Annotated in this window: 18 protein-coding genes; 13 read left to right on the forward strand and 5 right to left on the reverse strand. The window is 46.4% G+C overall.

Translation table 11 applies throughout. The features are described 5' to 3' along the window. Positions 1-9: 9 nt before the first annotated feature. Positions 10-2,070 (reverse strand): MobQ family relaxase, encoded by a 2,061-nt coding sequence (gene mobQ, locus B0X71_RS20515; protein WP_198038783.1) that lies wholly within the window; start codon positions 2,068-2,070, stop codon positions 10-12. Between the two features lie 215 nt (positions 2,071-2,285). Between mobQ and B0X71_RS20520 the strand changes: the two genes are divergently transcribed. Together B0X71_RS20520 and B0X71_RS20525 are read left to right on the forward strand one after the other, a co-directional pair. Further along, a complete protein-coding gene (locus B0X71_RS20520) occupies positions 2,286-2,558 on the forward strand; it encodes a hypothetical protein (protein ID WP_077591417.1) in 273 nt (90 codons plus the stop codon). After that, positions 2,539-2,805 carry a hypothetical protein gene (locus tag B0X71_RS20525; protein WP_077591418.1) on the forward strand — a complete coding sequence of 89 codons (267 nt, stop codon included), beginning with the start codon at positions 2,539-2,541 and terminating at the stop codon, positions 2,803-2,805. The genes B0X71_RS20520 and B0X71_RS20525 overlap by 20 nt, the downstream gene beginning before the upstream one ends. A gap of 47 nt (positions 2,806-2,852) precedes the next feature. On the opposite strand, the gene B0X71_RS21195 is transcribed toward B0X71_RS20525, so the two are convergent. Further along, the gene (locus B0X71_RS21195; RefSeq protein WP_156890014.1) at positions 2,853-3,008 is read right to left on the reverse strand and encodes a hypothetical protein; all 156 of its coding nucleotides are present in this window, start codon (positions 3,006-3,008) and stop codon (positions 2,853-2,855) included. A gap of 107 nt (positions 3,009-3,115) precedes the next feature. Between B0X71_RS21195 and B0X71_RS20530 the strand changes: the two genes are divergently transcribed. Next, entirely contained in the window at positions 3,116-3,478 is a 363-nt protein-coding gene (locus B0X71_RS20530; protein ID WP_077591419.1) for a hypothetical protein, read from the forward strand. A gap of 64 nt (positions 3,479-3,542) precedes the next feature. On the opposite strand, the gene B0X71_RS20535 is transcribed toward B0X71_RS20530, so the two are convergent. From B0X71_RS20535 to B0X71_RS20545, 3 genes are all read right to left on the reverse strand, one after another. Then, positions 3,543-3,989: a hypothetical protein gene (locus tag B0X71_RS20535; RefSeq protein WP_077591420.1), complete on the reverse strand. Its 447-nt coding sequence runs from the start codon at positions 3,987-3,989 to the stop codon at positions 3,543-3,545. Continuing rightward, on the reverse strand, positions 3,982-4,791 hold the full coding sequence (locus B0X71_RS20540; RefSeq protein ID WP_077591421.1) for an AAA family ATPase: 810 nt from the start codon (positions 4,789-4,791) through the stop codon (positions 3,982-3,984). Before B0X71_RS20540 ends, B0X71_RS20535 begins: the two co-directional genes overlap by 8 nt. A 1,476-nt stretch (positions 4,792-6,267) precedes the next feature. Continuing rightward, entirely contained in the window at positions 6,268-6,576 is a 309-nt protein-coding gene (locus B0X71_RS20545) for a helix-turn-helix domain-containing protein (protein WP_198038784.1), read from the reverse strand. Between the two features lie 306 nt (positions 6,577-6,882). Here B0X71_RS20545 and B0X71_RS20550 point away from each other — a divergent pair, with 306 nt between their 5' ends. From B0X71_RS20550 to B0X71_RS20595, 10 genes are all read left to right on the forward strand, one after another. Continuing rightward, positions 6,883-7,881, forward strand: coding sequence for a replication initiator protein A (locus B0X71_RS20550; protein WP_077591423.1), 999 nt, complete (start codon positions 6,883-6,885; stop codon positions 7,879-7,881). 208 nt (positions 7,882-8,089) lie between these two features. Beyond that, positions 8,090-8,314 (forward strand): hypothetical protein, encoded by a 225-nt coding sequence (locus B0X71_RS20555; protein ID WP_077591424.1) that lies wholly within the window; start codon positions 8,090-8,092, stop codon positions 8,312-8,314. 22 nt (positions 8,315-8,336) lie between these two features. Further along, positions 8,337-9,371, forward strand: a complete 1,035-nt coding sequence (locus B0X71_RS20560) for a TraC-like domain-containing protein (protein WP_077591425.1) — start codon at positions 8,337-8,339, stop codon at positions 9,369-9,371. 12 nt (positions 9,372-9,383) lie between these two features. After that, positions 9,384-11,255 (forward strand): VirB4 family type IV secretion system protein, encoded by a 1,872-nt coding sequence (locus B0X71_RS20565; RefSeq protein WP_077591426.1) that lies wholly within the window; start codon positions 9,384-9,386, stop codon positions 11,253-11,255. Between the two features lie 12 nt (positions 11,256-11,267). Beyond that, the gene (locus B0X71_RS20570; protein ID WP_077591427.1) at positions 11,268-12,347 is read left to right on the forward strand and encodes a peptidoglycan DD-metalloendopeptidase family protein; all 1,080 of its coding nucleotides are present in this window, start codon (positions 11,268-11,270) and stop codon (positions 12,345-12,347) included. 16 nt (positions 12,348-12,363) lie between these two features. Next, positions 12,364-12,915 carry a hypothetical protein gene (locus B0X71_RS20575; RefSeq protein ID WP_077591428.1) on the forward strand — a complete coding sequence of 184 codons (552 nt, stop codon included), beginning with the start codon at positions 12,364-12,366 and terminating at the stop codon, positions 12,913-12,915. Positions 12,916-12,933: 18 nt separating this feature from the next. After that, positions 12,934-13,188 (forward strand): hypothetical protein, encoded by a 255-nt coding sequence (locus tag B0X71_RS20580; RefSeq protein ID WP_077591429.1) that lies wholly within the window; start codon positions 12,934-12,936, stop codon positions 13,186-13,188. Next, positions 13,185-14,210 carry a conjugal transfer protein TrbL family protein gene (locus tag B0X71_RS20585; RefSeq protein ID WP_077591430.1) on the forward strand — a complete coding sequence of 342 codons (1,026 nt, stop codon included), beginning with the start codon at positions 13,185-13,187 and terminating at the stop codon, positions 14,208-14,210. Before B0X71_RS20580 ends, B0X71_RS20585 begins: the two co-directional genes overlap by 4 nt. 11 nt (positions 14,211-14,221) lie before the next feature. After that, positions 14,222-14,962 carry a hypothetical protein gene (locus B0X71_RS20590; protein ID WP_077591431.1) on the forward strand — a complete coding sequence of 247 codons (741 nt, stop codon included), beginning with the start codon at positions 14,222-14,224 and terminating at the stop codon, positions 14,960-14,962. Positions 14,963-14,991: 29 nt separating this feature from the next. Continuing rightward, positions 14,992-16,542 carry a hypothetical protein gene (locus tag B0X71_RS20595; RefSeq protein WP_077591432.1) on the forward strand — a complete coding sequence of 517 codons (1,551 nt, stop codon included), beginning with the start codon at positions 14,992-14,994 and terminating at the stop codon, positions 16,540-16,542. Positions 16,543-16,547 lie beyond the last annotated feature (5 nt).

Consider the following 16,547-nt stretch of genomic DNA (forward strand, 5'->3'; position numbering starts at 1 on the left):
ATCCCCTTTCTACAGTTCAATTTCAAGTCCCAGGTACCGCCGCATTCGCGTGTTTTTCCCCTTCCGGTTCAGTTTATCCAGCCGGCCCGTTTCTTTCGTATGCGGATTCGGCTGCGCGGATTGCCGGACCAGTTCATCCATCAGATCAGCGCCAACGGTTCCGCCCGGTAAGTGGCCCTTTTCTTGTTCACGGGCATCGAGTCCGCGGTAGAACGGATTAGTTTGGGACTGCCGGTACTGTTCATGCTGGGCTTCCCGCTGTTCTTGTTTCCCCCATGCCGCCTGTAAGCAGTTAGACAAGGACGGCTCGCGCCCGGCCATTTTATTTTCACGGTAATGATTGAGCACGTCTGTCTTCATTTCCAGCGGAAGAGCTTCTACTTTCTGCAGCACGCGCTCGTTCGCATGCGGGAATGTCTCGCAGATCAGTTCATTCAGTTGCTGGTCGTGATGCTTTGCTTTTTCCTCGTACCGAGTGATCAATTGCTGCGCCGTATTCAACTTTAAAGAAGTTTGGTAGATGGCGTCCAGCTTCTGCCCCTCACCGACGAGTTTCATTTTTTGCGTGCCCAGCTTATCACGGATTCTCGCCTGAATCCGGATGCTTTCAGTCGCCTTCTCAGCGAGCGTACAGGCTGTCTCCAGCTCGCTCAAGTGAAGTTCCCTCTCCACGTCTTCCGGAGCCGGGACGCGGTGCCAATCGCCGCTCCGCGCCGATTCGATGACCTCCGCTTTGAAAGCAGTGGTCCGGTCATTGAACTGATACCGTTCAGCCAGGTCCGGATACAAGTCATTGAAGGTGTTGTGCGTAATCAGGCTGGTCACCCGGTAAGCGCGCTCCGCGTGTTCAGTGACCGTTTGATTCGTTTGGCGGTCTTTTTTGAGCGTTTCTTCCTGCGCTTCGAATGCATCGAGCCGGGCGGTGAACCGCTCATGGAAGCGGTCGGACGAAAAGCCCTGATTCAGTAATGCAGCGGTATCGCCTGCAAGATACGCCTTGTGGGAAGCATCCAGTACCGTATGTGTTACCTGTTCTTTCATCTGTTTTGGTTCGAGTGATCGTTCCTCCCACCGGTACAAGCCTTCCAGTTCGTTTTTCACGTTCTTGAAGGACAGGTCTTCTTTTAAACGCCCTTTCATGAAGCGCAGGCTTTTTTGATAATCGGCATCCAGCTGCATCGTGATGGCCTTCGTCTGCCGGTGAAGGGTGAGCTGCACGTTCTGCGTTTTTTCTTTTGAAGACAGGAAGGAAATGTTGCGGTTCAGCTGCGCGATCTGGTCGTTCGCTTTTCGGATTTCCTGATTCAGTTCGTGATAGAAAGTCGTCGCTTCCAGCCCCTTCTCTTCCATCCGTTTGACGTACTGGTACTCGTTCCGGCCGAGCCGGACCTGTGCGATTTTATCGAGTCCTTGTTCTTCAAACGACAGCGCAGAAACCGTCTTCTCAATCCCGGCTTCCTTGAAGGCCGCGTTGATCGCTTCCGCATACTGCATGCGCCACTTCACGAGTGTCTCCCGCTCATTCCAGTCGGTCGTCGAAACGGTTTTAAAGATCTTCTCCCCTTCCTCATTTCGCTTAATGTCGCCGTTCGGTTCGTACTCATACTGGCGCGTTTTTTTATTGCCCCACGTTCCGTCGGCTTCGAAGGGCCGGACTGTCAGCAAGATATGCGCGTGCGGGTTGTGTTCTTTGTCCCGGTGAATCGAAACGTCCGCCACCATGCCGGCGTCCACGAACTGGTCTTGGACGAAAGAACGGACGAGTTCGCTTTGCTGTTCTTCGTTCAGATCAACCGGCAGCGCCACGAGCACTTCGCGTGCGAGCTGTGCGTTCCACGCCTTCTCAACTCGTTCGACTTCGTTCCATAACCGTTCCCGTTCAAGCGTCCACTCGGGCGCATGGTCCGGCTTCAGGATGAAGGAGACGGGCGCTACTTCCCGGGCTTTGAACGATTTCAGTTCTTCGTCCCGTTCCGAGTACAGATCTTCCCCGCTGCGGTAGCTCGCACTCGCTACCGCGGACTGGTTTTTCTTGCTGATGATGTTGGCCTGCAGGCGGAAGTAGCTCACGTCCCTTCCCTCCTTTCTGCTCAATGGGGTTAAAACATCCGAAGGCGACAAATCAGGACCGCGAGGTCCGAAGCCTAGCACCACGACAGTGGTGTATAACTGGGCACTCGTCTTGATGACTCGGATTCATCATACCATATTATTCCCATTTTTCGTAGACTTTATTTATATATATGTTAAAATATTTACATATAAACAAAAAAGGAGTGAAAACCATGCGGAACAATTTCGAAAAAATTTCATCCATCGAACAGCAAATCGAAAAGCTGAAAGAGAAACAGAAAATGCTGGAACAGCAAATGCAGCAGAACATCGGCCAGGAAGTGCTGAAAACGTGGAATATCGAATCAGAACAGGAAGCAATTGAGTGGATTCATCAGTTGGCCGGACAAGTAAACGGCGAACCTGAAGCGTCTGAGCAGCCTGAACAGCAAGAAGAACCTGCGCAGCTTGCAGAGTGGGACCGCCATGAACAACGAGCCGAATAACCTGGCGAAATCGAATGAACTGAAGCAGCAAATCACAGAGTTGCAACGAAAGAAAAAACAGCTGGAAAATGAAACGAAGCGGAGAGCGAGCTGGGAGAAGCGGAGAGCGCGGACCAAGCGGCTGATCGAGACCGGAGCGCTTGCTGAAAAGTATTTTGCTTTGGAAGACTTGTCTGTGGAAGAGCGGGAGAATATCTTCCGGACGTTCGCGGAATTCGTGAAGAGTAAGCGGCAGCCAAAAGGATAAGAAAAGCTAAAAACCCAAACTTTCCGGGCTTTCTCTATCCGGAAGGTTTAGGTTTCGTTGAGCGGAATGATAGTCCAGTCCAGCGATGTATTCTGTTGCAGAAATGTCCGTTCTTCTTCTGCTTCCTCTTTGGTCGGAAATACTTTCTCTTTGTCCTCTTCGCTGAGGATAAGCCCGTTTATGGAACGGATAATATACGGCATGCGCTCCCCCCTCCCCTTCTTTTTCGTTATACTGATACGTGAGTCGGTCATTGGATACCAGTTTCGCAGGAAGTCCATGGCGGATCGCTGCAGAAAGGAGATGACAGATGGCGAAATATCTCACTGCCTCTTACTTTATCACACTGGACCAGGAGAGATGGCTCGACCGCTGGCTGGAACGGCATCCCGCGAAAAAAAAGAACCAGCTGGTATTTGAAATTTTTCAGTATGCCATCAATGATTTCCGGAAGCACGTGGAATCACTGAGCTGCTATATTGAACTGATGCAGGATATTTCTGATGATGAGCTTGTAAAGATACACCTTAGCTACTCTGAACAGCTGCCGCTAAAGCAGGCAGCGAATCAATTGTATGAAAAAATCCAGGCTGTTTATCCGGCTGCCGTTAAAAAACATACGCTGGTTTTCGCCTTGCATGTATTTATGAGTCAACAAAATGAAACTACATAGTTCATTGGGTGAAGAAAATTGAAAAACCGATAGGAGACCGCTGTTGGTCCCCTATCGGTTTTCATTATTCTTCTGGTTCATTAAAGAAATCGGTCATATACTCAAATTGTTTTTGCTGCCGATCGGTCAGTTGGTTTGCCACATAATTATCGATTAATTCGGAAATGATTGCATAGGTTTTGTTTTCGTCCATGAACTTCCCGAGAACGCCAATCTGGACATGTATTTCGTGCGGCACTTTCACAGACTTCACATTATTGTTTTTCCCGACAGCAGCCCTTTTGGAACGTCGGGGTGCTTTCTTTTTCTCCGTCTCTTCAGACGGGGGGGTTTTCACTTGAGTTTCTGGTTCATTCTTTTTTTTCGGAACACTTACCTCAGCATCTTTCGGCTTCTCTGGCTGTTGAGAAAATTTAAAATCATTTTGGCCGCTCGTTACAACCGGTTTTGGACGAGTAAGTGTTGAAGATTTTTTTTGAATTAATGGGCCTTTATTCGACTGTTCACTCATACTTACCCACCAACTCAAAGCGTTCTAGTTTTTCTTCAATCTCATTCACAACATCAATAAACGCTTGATGTGCCTTTCTATCATGGTGATCATCATTCCGGATCCCCGTCATATCCCACGCCTTCAGACGCTCCAGGTGTTTGATGACACTTTTAAATACGTTGTCCTCTCCAAATAGCTCAGTGGCCCTTATCACTGTACTTTGATCGACTCGGCCACCTGCACGAAGTAAGACCGGAAGAACGCCGAGAACCTGTATATCAGCGTCATATTCATCAGCCATGAATTGCAGGTAAGAAATATATTTTTCTGCTCCCTCCAAGGAAAGTTCTTGGGCTTGCAGGATAATCAATACGTAGTCAGAGGCCATCATAGCATTATCTGAGTAGTCACTGATTGTCGGTGGAACGTCGATAAAGATGTAATCATAATTCGCTTTCAGCGGTTCTAGTAATTTTTTTAAGTATGTAATTTGATCAAGATCGTTCGAAAACTTTGAGTAAAGGAATTTCGAGAAGTTTTTAAAGGAAACCGCTGCAGGAATCAAGTCCAGATTTTCCGTCACGTTCATGACGACACTCTGGAGATCTTCACTCCTAAATCCTTCGAAAATTGTTTTATCGATTGCATCAATGCCCGCAGAACGAGCAACCAAGGTACTGGCATTCCCTTGCGGGTCCATATCTACCAATAACACTTTCTTATTGAGTAATGTTGCGTATTCCCAACTCGCCATGACAGATACCTTTGTTTTCCCTACTCCGCCTTTAAAATTACCCACAACGATGGTTTTTGCAGTCACTTACTGTCCCCCCTCTTTCCTAATTACTTTCACGAATTTCCACCTAACAAAGTTCCACCTTCGTATATATCTGATAATAACACAAGTAGAAGAATGTGTAAAAAAGAATTTATTTGTAACACAAATGTAATATTCTAATTTTGTTATAAACAGAAGTGGAAAAGTAGAATTTTCTACTTCTGTGAGAAAGATGAAGAAAAAACAGAAGTGGAAAAGTAGAATTTTCTACTTCTGTGAGAAAGATGTTGCAAATAATCAGAGGTAGAAAAGTGGAAATATCTACTTACGCGAGAATGAGGTCATAAATAAGAAGAAGTAGAAAAGTAGAAATATCTACTTCTGCTGAAATGAAGTTGCAGATAATCGAAGGTGGAAAAGTGGAAATATCTACTTACGCGAGAATGAGGTCATAAATAAGAAGAAGTAGAAAAGTAGAAATATCTACTTCTGTAAAAGTGATAAAAGAAATAACAAAAGTAGAAATATCTACTTTTGTTATAAAAAGGATTAATTATGCCATTGTTTCGTTGTTGATTTAACAACGTTATTGAGATCAAAAAGAAAATAAAGAACTATAGTGTAAATAACGAAAGTAGAAAAGTAGAAATATCCACTTATGTGAGAACAGAGGCTTAAGTATGTAGAAGTAGAAAAGTAGAAATATCCACTTGTGTGAGAACAGAGACTTAAGTATACAAAAGTGGAAAAGTAGAAATATCTACTTGTGTGAGAACAGAGACTTAAGTATACAAAAGTGGAAAAGTAGAAATATCTACTTGTGTGAGAACAGAGACTTAAGTATACAAAAGTGGAAAAGTAGAAATATCTACTTGTGTGAGAACAGAGACTTAAATATACAAAAGTAGAAAAGTGGAAATATCTACTTATACGACTAATCGAACCATTCTCGCAGAGGTGGAAAAGTGGAAACATCTACCCAAAAAGCGCTGAAAGCCTTGCTATAAAGGGCTTTACAGCGCTTTTGGTTTGCTATAGGTTTACAAAGAAGTCTTATTTTCCAGCAATGAAAATAAGGAAAGGATCTGTTGGTAGAAAACAAAAGAGATAACCGTTCAAGACCTAAAGAAAGTAGAAGATTTCTAACTACAAGCTCATGTGAGCTTTCCTGAATAGCCAGTGACTGCCGTCAGGAGCAGTTGAACCAAAAAGGGCTTCTTATGCCTCATATGGTCTTTGTGAGGGTCTTAGAGCTCCTGACGGAGCAAATGGCTGCCCCAATTTGAGTACAGTGCCGTGGTTTCTTAGTTGTGGTTTTTGGTGAGAAGTAAGATACCTTCTGTATAAAATTACAAAAGGTTTATAAAAATAAAAAAACCGCAACAAGGAGAAGTAATCTCATAAACACACGCATTGAAATGATTAAGCATCGTTTTCATTGGGCGAATCCTGCTCATCCACGTATTCCGCTCTAGTTACATACAAAAACCCTCTACTGGTTGAGAGGGCAGGGAAGCGTTACTTTTCATCCTTTTTGGCTTCATACGCATCAAAGCGTTCGAAGATCTTATCCAGCTGCTGATTCTGAAAATCGTCACGGAATGCGCGGGTGAACACCTCAGCCGGGTCAACATCAAGCGTATTGCAATAATGGACCAGCCATCCGATAGAAAAATTCTGTTTTCCCCGCTCGATGAGGGAAACCGTAGACGGCTTCAATTCACTGCGGGCTTCGATGTCCTGCAGCGTCAGCTTTTGCTCTTTCCGAATCGCTTTCATGGCGCTGCCGATTTTTTCGTAAATATCGTGCTCATTTTTAGAAGTCATCGAACGATTCCTTTCGGTTTTCGGTTCCGGTGTCTGAAAATCCATGTTATACTCAAACAAATCTTAATATATATATAAAAATTTATGTATATATAAAAAAATCCCTACTAACTCTGCTGCCGTTTTGTTTGGCGACAGCCGGCAGCAGAGTTTCCACGTAGAGAGATTACAAGGAAAACTTGATTACGCTTATTATAGCATAATTCACGCAGCTTTGAACAGGCTTATCTGCCTGTTCGGCGGCTATGAACTCCTTCGTAATTTCTCTTTCCAAAAATTTATTGACGCAATGGAAGGAGATCCACCATGACCAGAAAGTACAACATCCAGGAAGAAACCGCCGAACGCTTTTACCGGCTCCCCAAACTCTTTTTCACCAGCTCCCGCTACAAAAAAATGAGCAATGACGCGAAAATCGCCTTTGCGATCCTGCAGGACCGGCTGGAACTGTCCATCCGCAATGCGTGGTTTGACGAAGAAGGAAACATTTACTTTCTCTACGGAAATGAGCACCTGGGGGAGATCCTCAACTGCAGCAAACCCACCGTCATCAAGATCAAAAAAGAACTGCAGAAAGCGGAGCTCCTTGAAGAAAAGCGGATGGGGCTCTCACAGTCAAACCGGCTGTATTTGCTGAAACCTTTGGCCGATGAGCAGGATGTGGAAGAACTACATAAGCCTGAAAAAGACGCTGAAACCGTTGGGGCGCAACAGAAGTTAAAAAATTTAACTTCAAGAAGTAAAACTTCTTTACCTCAAGAAGTTAAAAATTTTAACCCTAATGATACTGACTTTAGTGATCCTGAATTTAAAGAGACTGAAGAAAAGATCAATCCATCCCCAAAAGATGCCGATATTCCTCAAGTACTTCAGCAGGTCTTGGATAAAAACCAAAAGCGATTGATGGATGATCAAATTAACATGGACGAGATCGTTCTTCACTACCATGCCCATAAAGACGTCTTGACCGACCATCAGTACGCCAATGCCGTTCAGTACTCGCTGGAGCGCACGCCGGGCCGCATCCAAAACATCACCGCGCGCCTGACGAAAGCGGTAGCCGACAAGAAGAAATGGCTCCAGCAGCAAGCCCAGCAAGGACCGAGACAAGCACCTGGCAGACAGGAAGTGCTCCCAGACTGGTTCAAAAAGAAATACGAGGAAACAGACCCCGGCGAGGAAAAAAAGCCGACTTCAGCTGATGGAGACGAACAAAAGGCAACCTCACGCGACCTTGAAGCCGAGAAAAGAGCCATGCTGAAAGCACTGGATGAAAAGCGGAACAATCGACGTCTCAGCCAATAATTTTATATATAAATAAATATTTTAAGTTAAAACCGTCTGATTTCGAGACGGCTGCATTCTCAAATATCTATCACACTAAAAAAACATTGATAGACTAGGGGCCCAAAAAGGGAAAATCCGACTAACGAATTTCGTCTCGTTTCCGTTGCCATTTTTACGGCAATTCTAATATACTGGAAACAGCAGGAAATAGAGGGAGGTGAGATTTGTGTTTGAACGCATTAGTGTCTTTTTGAACACGCTGTTCTCGGATATGCAATCGACATTCATCACGATTTTCATGATCGGCCTCTTAATTTGTGCGATCGGTGCCTGGTCCGGCGACGAACAAGCGACGCCCAAATTCAAAAACGGCTTGAAACTCTGCGTTGGCGGAGTTGTACTGTTTTTGCTTGCGGGACCGGTTATCGACTACATCCAGACGAATCTGTAATTGAAAAGGAACGTGATTCATCGTGAGAACCGACGCTACGCTGGAACGGCAAGAGCGCCTGCGGGAGCGGGGGAAAGTCGAATTGCCGCTGAACATCGACACACGGAAGTACTTATACGGCAACATCTCATTTTACGACCTGCTCATCGTGCTTCCGTTTCTGCTGCTGGGCGCACTGGTCGCTTACCTGCTCTTGAAAGCAGGATACCTGAACCAGCATCTCCTTCTTATCGCATTCACGCCGGCGATGATTGTGGCGGTCCTGCAGCTGAATAAGCACCCCGTCCGAAAGAACTTGTCGCTCCTCCAGTACAAAGTAATCTGGAAGCTAAAGGCAAATGCCCGGCGTAAGGAATTCCATTACGCGAAAGGGGCTTTGCCGGCAGGGAAGGAAGAACCGGATACCCGGACCGAGCTGGGACTCGCAAATATCGCGAACGGCTGTATGGAAACGACCGATAATCGGATTATCAAGGTGCTGGAAATCTCCTCCGTGAACCTGTCCTTGATGAATGACTTGGCGAAAGAGAATGTGCTGGAGGCGTACCAGTCGTTTATCAACGATATGGGAGAGAAACAGATTCAGCTGATGCAGGTGGCACAGCCGATCAATTTGACGAACTACCTGATGTGGTTCAATGAGCAGGTTGGCCAAAACTCCTCGTACGCGAAGCGTGTCCTGAAGCAGGGCTATGCCAGCCAAATTGAACAGGTCCAGCGCTCCAAAAACATGGTGACGCGCAAACGGTACTTAGTCATTTCGAAACCCATCAATCGATCAGCGAATGGCTACATGCAGCTGGAAACGACCGCCAATATCCTGAAAGCCAAACTGGAGCAGATGCTGTCTGGTTATGAAAAGCTGGATGTGAACATTTTGGATAATGATGAACTGCTCAAGTTCTACTATGCCTGTCTGGACTTTGAAAGCGCCCAGGCACAGGGCGAGAACATCACGAATAAGACAAATGCGAAACTCGATGTCGTTGTCGGTAAAAATACGGCGAAAGCGCTCGTTGAAGAATACCGGCAGCTATTGAATGACCGCTTTGAATGAGGAGGTGGCGCCATGCAGTGGCTGACCAAGTGGTTACCATCCAAATCGAAGAGAGAGGCGACCTTTGAAGAGTCCGTTGGGATGAACGAAACGCTTCTTACCGCCATCGCCCCTGATAACCTGACCGAATACGATTCGTACGTCCGGATCGGGTCCAACTACACCCGGACGCTGCTCATCGTGGATTACGACCCAATTCAGGACCAGCAGAAGATCCAGCAAGTGACCGAACTGCCCGAGAACGTGTCCATTGTCAATTACCTGCAGGAGTACAACGTTGGAGAAGTTCGGGCGCAGCTCGTCAAAAGCATCAAACAGAACCGGATGAAAATGAATACGCGATTCGCGGACGAACAGACGATTATTGAAGCGGAAGGGCAGATCGACAGCGCATCAGAAATGCTGAAGAACCTGTCCTACCGTAATGACAAAATCTATCTGTTCCATACGCTGATCCATCTTGTCGCAAGTTCTGTGGAGGAGCTCGACCAGCTGACAACGACCGTTAAAAGCAAATTCTCGAAAATCGGGATCATTCATAATCCGACAGACCGGGCAATGGATGCGTTCCGTTCATTTCTGCCGCTTAACCGGAACCGGGTGGATGAACTCACGTACAAGATGAGCAATTCGGAAGCCATTTCCTACTTCTTTCCGCTCCATGAAAATGAAATGTTCGCCCAAACGGGCCTGATCAAAGGGCGCAACATGACGACCGGCAATGTGGTGATCGTGGACGATACGAACCTTCTGAACCGGCACGAATTTGTGATTGGCATTTCCGGAATCGGAAAATCGACGTACTTGTTTGCCAATATGACGAATAAGCACATGCTGGGCCGGAAAATCATCACCGTGGACCCGAAAGGGGAATTCGGCCGGAATTACGCTGACCTCGGCGGTGCCTGGGTGAAATTCCAGCTGAAAGGCGGGAATCGCATCAACCCGATGGACTTGCCGAAAATCAGTGAGAAAGTGCAGCGGGAAGAACGGGAACTCGGTAACATCCTGCTGACGAAGATTTCGAATCTCCTCGTTATGTTTCGCCTTATGTACAACTCAATGACCGACCTGCAGGAAGATATCCTGAGTCGGTACATCCAGAAAGTCTATGAGGAAAAAGGGATCAACGAGAATACGGATATCAATCAATTGACGGCGAGTGATTACCCGGTGCTTGAAGATCTGTTCCGGCTGATTGCGCGTGACAAAGAGAATGATCCGCCACTGTATGAGCGGATTCGGGACTTCCATACGACACTGGAAACCTATGTGTACGGGATCTATTCGGAACTTTTCAACGGCGAGACGAACGTCAATATCGAAAATGATCTGATTTGCTATGACCTGAAAGAAATGAGCAACAACGAAAAGATCCAGCGGATCCTTTTCTACAACATCCTGTCGCACACGACGTATGAAATCATGAGCGGCGACCGCAGTCCGAGTGAAATCTTCATCGATGAAGCGCACGTCATCGCCGATCCGAAAGTACCGAAAGCGATGGAGTTCATTTTCTTCATGATGAAAGTGCTGCGTTCATTTAATTGCGGCATCACCACGGCTTCCCAATCGGTGGAGGACTTTCTGTCGGCGCGGGACGAGAACCGGAATTACGGGAAAGCCATCATCACGCAATCGGTCCAGCGACTGTACCTGCCGATGAACGAAGAGGAACTGAAATACCTGGAAGACGAGCTCGGCAATTCGTTTTCCAAAGAAGAACGGGCCACGCTCATTCTGAAAGACGGTAAGAAGAAAGAACAGGCCGGAAAAGGCATTTTTTACACCGGCTCAAAGAAGATCAAGCTCGAAGTGCAGCTGAACGAAGTAACCGAGAAGCTGTGGTTTGAACAGAAGAGTATCAATGAATTAACGCTGTAAGGGAATGAGGCGATGAACGGGAAAGAAACCGGCAAAACGCTGCTGTCGCTCCTGGTGACGAAGCTCTTCTTTAATCCCATCGGGATCATCGCCATCGGCATCGCCATTCTGCTCATTCTCGTCCCGGTTTTCATGTCAATGGCGAGCAAGGGAGAGCACTTCAACTTAGAAAACCCCGACAGCAACCGAAACGCCCTCCTGAGCGCATCAGGCGGCGCGTACTGCGCGTCGGATGGAGAAGTGGACACAGAACGATGGGCGGAAGCTTTCGCCGCTGCGGGCGTTTTCAGCGGCACCGGCGATCTCTTTCTGGAAACCGCGGAAGAGCAGGGTATTGATCCGGTTCTGATGGCCGCCATCGCGTTTCATGAGACTGGGAAAGGGACGTCATCTGCCGTCCGTGAAAAGAACAACCCGGGCGGTCTCATGGGAACGGATGGCCTAATGGTATTCGGAACGCTTGAAGAAGGCATTGCGGCCATGGGTGTGACGCTGCATAACCGGATCATTGAAGACGGTCTTGTGACGATCTCAGATCTTGGCGCAGTCTACGCACCGATCGGCGCAAGCAATGACCCGACAAACCTGAACAGCCACTGGGTACCGAATGTAACAGCACTTGTCAGTTCCCTTGGAGGATTAACAATGAACTGCACGCTCGCTTCCGGTGAGTTCGCCAAACCGATTCCAGATGTTACGGTGAACTCTAATTACGGAGTCCGGGTTGACCCATTCACGGGCGAAGTTTCCAGCCATCTGGGCGTTGACCTCGACTGCCAGGCACCGAATCCGATCTTTGCAGCAAAAGCCGGTCGCGTGGTTTACGCCGCTTACCCGCCGTCCGGCGAACTCCGGACCTATGGGAATGTCGTCGTCATCGCGCATGAGAATGGCTTATTTTCGCTGTACGCCCATTTGAGCCGGATTGCCGTCCAGGTCGGGCAGGAAGTGGACCAGCTCGCACCCGTCGGCCAGTGCGGCTCCACCGGCCGAAGTACCGGAGATCATTTGCACTTTGAAATCCATACCGGTGTGATGTTCGGAACCCGTGTGAACCCGATGGAGTATCTGGCAAGCCCAGCAAGTGAATGAAATGAGGGATGGGTGGATGCAGGCTTGGAATTTGAAGAGTGTATTGTTTCTGCTGGCCACGGTTGTGCTCGGATTGGTCAGTTTCAATCTGTATGTCGCGAATTCTGATTTACAGGACGAACTGGCGGAGCTTCAGGAAGAAGTTGTGCAGCTGCAGGCCAGCCAAGAGACGGAAACGGCCATCTACACCAAAACCGAAGATTTTCTGGAATCGACATTCGAAGGTGGCGCTATTACGTTCTTTACCGACCGATTGAAAGAAGAAGCGACAGAATCAAAAGCGTTCGTTTCACAGGACGGTATGCGGAGCGAGACGGTGGACTTTGAAATCTTCAACATTTCCGTCCGGAAACAAGAAGAGGAATTTCAAGTATACGCCATCTATAAAGTAGCTCTGACCGGACTCGAAGGGGAATGGGATCAACCCCACGAACAACAATTGTTGTATTTATCCTCGGATATCCGATGGGTGAAAGAAGATGGGGAATGGAAAGTGGACCGCCATGACTTGCAGCCGCTTTCCGCTGGCGCTCACATCATTGAAGCGAACACGTCGTCATCATCCTAACGGAAAGGACGTGAGGAGTTGAAGAAGTACCTGAAACGGATCGCGGTACTGCAGCAATGGATTGAATCAACCACCGAACGATGGATTGACCGGCTTTCCCGGCAGGCCATCCAGCAGGCGGAACGGAAGTATGAGCTGCTCTATGGAAAACCGTTGAGTGATGAGGAAAAACTTGAAATCAAAAGAGACGTCGTTCTCCGTTTCGGGCTTCTTTTAGTAATTCCATTGATAATTTTGATACTAACCCTTATGAACAGGGGGGTTAATTTATGAAGGGGTATATAAGCACTTTGTTGGTTTTGCTAGTATGCCTTACTCTTTTTCCTCAGATTGTACTAGGTGACGAAGGTGAATTTCTCAATGAGACAATCAGCGAGTATAAGGAGACCCAATCCGATTCGGATAAAGTAGAGAACGTCGAATCCTATATGAAAGATGTTCTCTTCCTAGATAAGTATGATTATGAGACGAATCAATTCGATTGTAAGTGGTATGAAATCACTTGCCATACGAATAGCTTTTTATTTACGACAGTAAGTGGATTTGTGTATGGAGCGGTAGACAGTTTCAGCAAATTTCAGATGGATGCAGAATTCATCACAGGAAACGCAGTATACGAAGGATACATGCTAAACTTTAGAAATTTGGCTTGGACCATTACGGGGATTTTCATTCTATGGCATACGATGAAGATCGTCCTTTTATATAGCGGCAATGGAGAAGAAGGGATGAACACCCTTTATGATAAGTTAGTGGCAATTGTGACGGCTGCTATCCTGTTAGGAATATATCCGGAGTTGTTTAATTGGATACTGGAATTAACGCATCTCTTAACGGAAACAATGCTGACGAATCCGGCTGGTCACTACGATATTATGCAAGTGATGGCTGTGAATTCTGTGGGATATGGACTCATTCTAATGATCGCTGTCTCAGCTATCCTTTTCGTCTTTTTCCTTTCGATCTTATATCGTACGGTTCTATTCGTAATTTTATACGTTTCAGGCGTCCTGGCGATTCCGACAATAGTTAACGACCAATACAACTTTTTTAATCTTTGGCTGAAAATAGTGGTAAGCAATATTTTAACGCTGACGCTTCAACTGCTTTGTTTTGTTCTCGGTATTAAAACTCTAGTGAGCTTGGATGATGGGAACATGATTACCGGGATGATCTTTTTTATAGTGGGCCTATCTATTCCTACATTGCTGAATCAATTTGGGGCATCCACCGGAACAGCACGTGCAGTCGGATCATCGGTTAAGTATGTCACGCGCTATGCGTCGAGACGATAGGGGGAAGACCAGTGAAGAAGATTCTCGTAATATGTTCTTTGTTAATTGCAAGTATCGTGTTTTTTGCTTGCACTTCTATTCCTAGTGAAGAAGCTGATGGAGTGGAAGTAGACGAATCTGATACTGTGTTTACAGATGGAGACATGAATAAAGTTAAAGAAATGCTCAGTTTCTTAGATGAGAAAATGAAGGAATTCGAACAAGAAGCTAACACAGCTATCGAAGAGAGTGAAATAAACACCGAAAACCCAGACGAATTTGACCAAGCGGTGAGAGAAATTGCAAGTAGAGTCGTAATAGATTCTTTTTCTAAGAAGTATGGAGATAGCTTAGGTGAAGAGCCGGCTCGAATCTACTTTGAAAAAACAAGCAGTACACCATGTGGGTTGGGCACTTGCGAATATGACGGAATTGAAGTGATGGATATCGAGTACAATTTCGAGGGAAGTGAAGAGTACCGCTCAAAAAATTTTGGTATATCTGAATTGATTCTTAGTGATGTGAAGTTTAACTACGAAAATGATGAAGAAGAGGAACAAAATACAGAAATCCATGTCGTGAAAACGACGGATGGAGAATTGATTTTCACAAAACATCCCTACTTGGACATCACACCACTAGATCTTAAAGAAATTGACCAAGAATTGAAATCCATAGAAGAGGATGTACCAGAAAGCGAAGTTGAATCAGCGCAAGCGGAATACCGGGCATCTGTGGAAGAAACACTCTCGAAGTTTCCGGAACTGCAGTAGGCACTAAATCAAGAAGGGATGTGTATGGCATGGTCATCCGTACGATTGCAAATAAGGTCGGAACCATTGAAATCGATGGGGACTCCTTTTATTTTCTGCAGCCGCTCTCTTCGTTCAAGACCGATGAACTGGAAGTGATTCACCAAGCATACGAAAGCCGAATGGCGGATCTGCGTGAAGATGGGCAGTACCTTGCTGCGCGGGATATTACATTCCAGTCCGGACAAGTTCAATTCGAATTCGATGTAACCGACTTAAAGGCTTTTGATGTCTTAAAATCGATGTACTTGGCAGATAAGCTGCCGTATTATCTCTCGTTAATTTCGATTGCTAAAAACGATAAGGTCGATGTCTTATGGCAGAAAGAGAATTTCGTTCTCGACACCGAATCAAAAGAAGTGAAGGCCGCCGTTATCGGGAATGAGGTACTGGAGCTGCACAATCCGAAAAATCGAATTGATTCAGTTAAAGAATTAATCATCATCTCACTTACCCACCTAAATCGAGTCTTGGGAAGACCGAGAAGAAGTGATTTTTTTGAACAGGAAGAAGAAGTGATCCGGTTTGCTGAAATGATCTATCTTCGATTAAATACGCTGGAGGAATTGGCATCCTATATAGCGAAGGTGTATAAAGAAGTTCAGGAAAAGCAGCTGGAAGCAGAGCGACTGGCCCAGCAAGAGCAAGAGAAGAGACGATTCCGATTGCCGAACGTATTCTCGTTCGTTGCAAGTAGCTCAATGAATCAAAGAGATCAGCGGCCGAACTACGAAGCAAAGAAGAAAGTCCAGAAAGAATCTGGAAAAGGCTCTAAAGAGAGCAATATCCGCTTGTTCATTGGTTCCGGCATTATTTTAATTGCAGCTCTTTTGGTGAATGTAATCCTTACCGATGCGAATAAGGAAGCGCAGGCGACGGATCAGGAACCGCAACCGGCTTCCGCGGAGGCTAAATTGGATTTAGAAGAAGTGTACCGTCAGGGCTTACTCGGGGACCGGAAGGCCGTGATTGCCGCGCTGGAAGAGGCAGGATATGAATCCTTGGAAGAACAGGACCAGGAAGTGCTGATCGGCTTGTACAGGAAGACAGGAGCGTATTTGAAGGCGATTGAGCATGAGCCACAGCTGGCAGATGAGGTTGCTGCAGAATTAGCCGCAGGAGACAAAGTGGATGAGCTGCGAGTGTTGCAGAAAGCATTGCCAGAACCAAATCCGGATGTGAATTTTGAACTTGCCGCGGCAATGGAAGACTGGGGGAAGGTCATTGCACTCCGGAATCGGATTGAATTAACCGACGAAAGAATATCTGATGTGGTAACCGCATACATCCGAACCGGCGATTTGCAGTCCGCAAAAGTATTTATCGGTGAAAAAGCAGAAGGTGACGAAGAGCTGATGAACCGGATCCTGGACGTAGAGAAACTCCAAAGCGAACTTGCCTCACTGGAAAAGGAAAAAATCAGTCAACAGTCGGTGATTGACAAGAGTGCAGATAAAAAGAAGGTCACAGCTGCCAAAGAACGAATGAAAGAAATTGATGCTCGGATAAAAGCGATCAATGAGTCCATCAAGAATGGATAGGGGGG

Source organism: Planococcus lenghuensis (assembly GCF_001999905.1).
Taxonomy (GTDB): domain Bacteria; phylum Bacillota; class Bacilli; order Bacillales_A; family Planococcaceae; genus Indiicoccus; species Indiicoccus lenghuensis.